1 protein-coding gene is annotated in these 2,636 nt (G+C 72.8%); it reads right to left on the bottom strand.

Annotation, left to right across the window (positions count from 1 at the left end; genetic code table 11):
- A partial coding sequence (locus tag ACIOFR_RS42035; RefSeq protein WP_401006085.1) for a condensation domain-containing protein occupies positions 1-2,636 on the bottom strand: 2,636 nt, incomplete at both ends.

The following is a 2,636-nucleotide window of genomic DNA, read 5'->3' on the forward strand; positions in this document are numbered from 1 at the left end:
AAGACCAGTGCCACCGCGTCGGGGGCCTCGGCCGCCCGCTCCTCGAACACCTCGTGGACCGTGCGGTCCGCGTCGTACCCGGCCTCCGTCCGGTTGAGGCCCACCAGCAGGTCGTGCCGCTCCTCCTCGGCCAGTACGTCGAGGACTCCGACGCGGGTCGAGGGGTCCGCGGCGGCGGTGGCGAGGACGCGCGCCAGCCCGTTGGCGAGCCGTTCGGCCGTGGCGGCGTGGAACACGTCCGTCGCGTACTCGAAGCAGATCTCGATCCCGCCCGGCTCGCCGTCGGCGTCGTGGGTCTCCAGCGCGCCGACCGTCAGGTCGAACTTGGCGCGGTCGACGGCGAGCCGCTCGACGCCGGTCCGCAGCCCGTCGATCCGCAGCGCCCCCGCATCGGCGTTCTGCAGGACGAGCATCACCTGGAACAGCGCGTTCCGGGCGTCGGAACGGACCGGGTTGAGGGCCTCCACCAGCCGGTCGAACGGCAGGTCCTGGTGGGCGTACGCGGCGAGGTCGGTCTCCCGGACGCGGGCCAGCAGTTCGGTGAAGGTCGGGTCGCCGGAGGTGTCGGTGCGCAGCACCAGGGTGTTGACGAAGAACCCGACCAGGTCGTCCAGCGCGTCGTCGGTGCGGCCGGCGACCGGTGAGCCGATCGGGACGTCGGTGCCCGCCCCGAACCGGGTCAGCGTGGTGGCCAGGGCGGCCTGGATGACCATGAACAGGGTGACCTGGTGGGCGCGGGCGAGCTCCAGCAGCCGGGTGTGCAGTCCGGCGTCGAGCAGCACCGGGACGGCCGCCCCCCGGTGCGACGCGACGGCCGGCCGGACGGTGTCCAGCGGAAGCGTCAGATCGTCCGGGAGGCCAGCCAACTGGTTCGTCCAGTAGGCGAGTTGGGTCGACATCAGGCTGTCCGGGTGGTCCGGGGAGCCGAGCAGTCCGCGTTGCCAGAGGGTGTAGTCCGCGTACTGGACCGGCAGTGCGGCCCAGTCGGGGCGGCCGCCGCCGAGCCGTGCGGTGTAGGCGGTGGCGAGGTCGCGCAGCAGCGGCCCCATCGACCAGCCGTCGCCGGCGATGTGGTGCAGCACCAGCAGCAGCACGTGCTCCTCGTCCGACACCCCGAACAGCTCGGCGTGCACGGGCAGGTCGACGCCGAGGTGGAACGGGCGGCGCGCGCTCGCGGCGAGCAGCTCGGGCAGCCCGCTCTCGGCGCACCGGGTCAGCGTGAGCGTCAGGGTGCGTTCGTCGGCGTCCATGAGTTGCTGGTACGGCGTGCCGTCCGCCGCCGGGTAGCGGGTGTGCAGGACTTCGTGCCGGTCCACCACGTCGCCCAGGGCGTCGGCGAGCGCCGCACGGTCCAGGGCGCCGTGCAGCCGCAGGGCGAGCGGGATGTTGTAGGTGGCGTCCGGCCCGTCGATCTGGTCGACCAGCCACAACCGCTGCTGGGCGGGCGAGAGCGGCATCGGCTCGGGACGCGCCTGCGGTACGAGGGCGGCCCGGACCGGACCGGTGTCGGCGAGCCGAGCGGCCAGACCGGCGACGGTGGGGGTCTGGAAGAGGGTGCGCATGGTGAGCTCGGTGCCGAGGGTGGTGCGGATGCGGCTGATGAGGCGGGCGGCGAGGAGGGAGTGGCCGCCGAGGTCGAAGAAGTTGTCGTCGATGGTGACGGTGGGGAGGTTGAGGAGTTCGGCGTAGAGGCCGCAGAGGATCTCTTCCTGGGGGGTGCGGGGTGTGCGGCCGTGGGAGAGGGTGGTGAGGTCGGGTGCGGGGAGGGCTTTGCGGTCGACCTTGCCGGTGGCGCCGAGCGGGAGGGCGTCGAGGATGACGATCGCGCCGGGGACGAGGTGGTCGGGCAGGGTGTCGGCGATGCGTTCGCGCAGGTCGATCGGGTCGATGGTGTGGTTCGCGGCGGTGGTGACGTAGGCGACCAGGCGCTTGTCGCCAGGCCGGTCCTCGCGGACCATGACGGCTGCCTGGCCGACGCAGTCCTGCCGGGTGAGGGCCGCTTCGACCTCGGCGGGTTCGATGCGGAAGCCGCGGATCTTGACCTGGTTGTCGGCGCGCCCGAGGAACTCCAGGGCGCCGTCGGTGCGGCGGCGGACGAGGTCGCCGGTGCGGTACATGCGTTCGCCGGGCGGGCCGTAGGGGAGGGCGACGAAGCGCTCGGCGGTGAGGTCGGGGCGGCTGACGTAGCCGCGGGCCAGTCCGGCACCGGCGATGTACAGCTCGCCGACCACACCGACGGGGACGGGGCGCAGCCCACCGTCCAGCACGTAGGCGGTGGTGTTGGCCACGGGTGAGCCGATGGGCAGCTGACCGGCGTCGAGGTCGGCCGCGCGCACCTCGTGCTGGGTGGCGAAGACCATGCTCTCCACCGGCCCGTAGACGTGCAGCAGATCCAGGGCGGGGTAGGCCTCGCGGACCCGGCGGAAGTGTTCGAGCGATGCGGCCTCGCCGCCGGCCATCACGCACCTGACCCCGGCGAAGCTGTCCGGGTACTCCTCGGCCAGCACGTTGAACAGCCCGGTCGAGAGGAACAGGCTGCTGACCCCGTGGTCCTTCACGAGGCGTGCGACGGTGGCGGGTTCGGGTTTCTGTCCGGGGTGGAGGACGGCGGTTCCGCCGTGGAGGAGGGCGGCGAA

Source organism: Kitasatospora sp. NPDC088346 (assembly GCF_044740765.1).
Lineage (GTDB): Bacteria > Actinomycetota > Actinomycetes > Streptomycetales > Streptomycetaceae > Kitasatospora.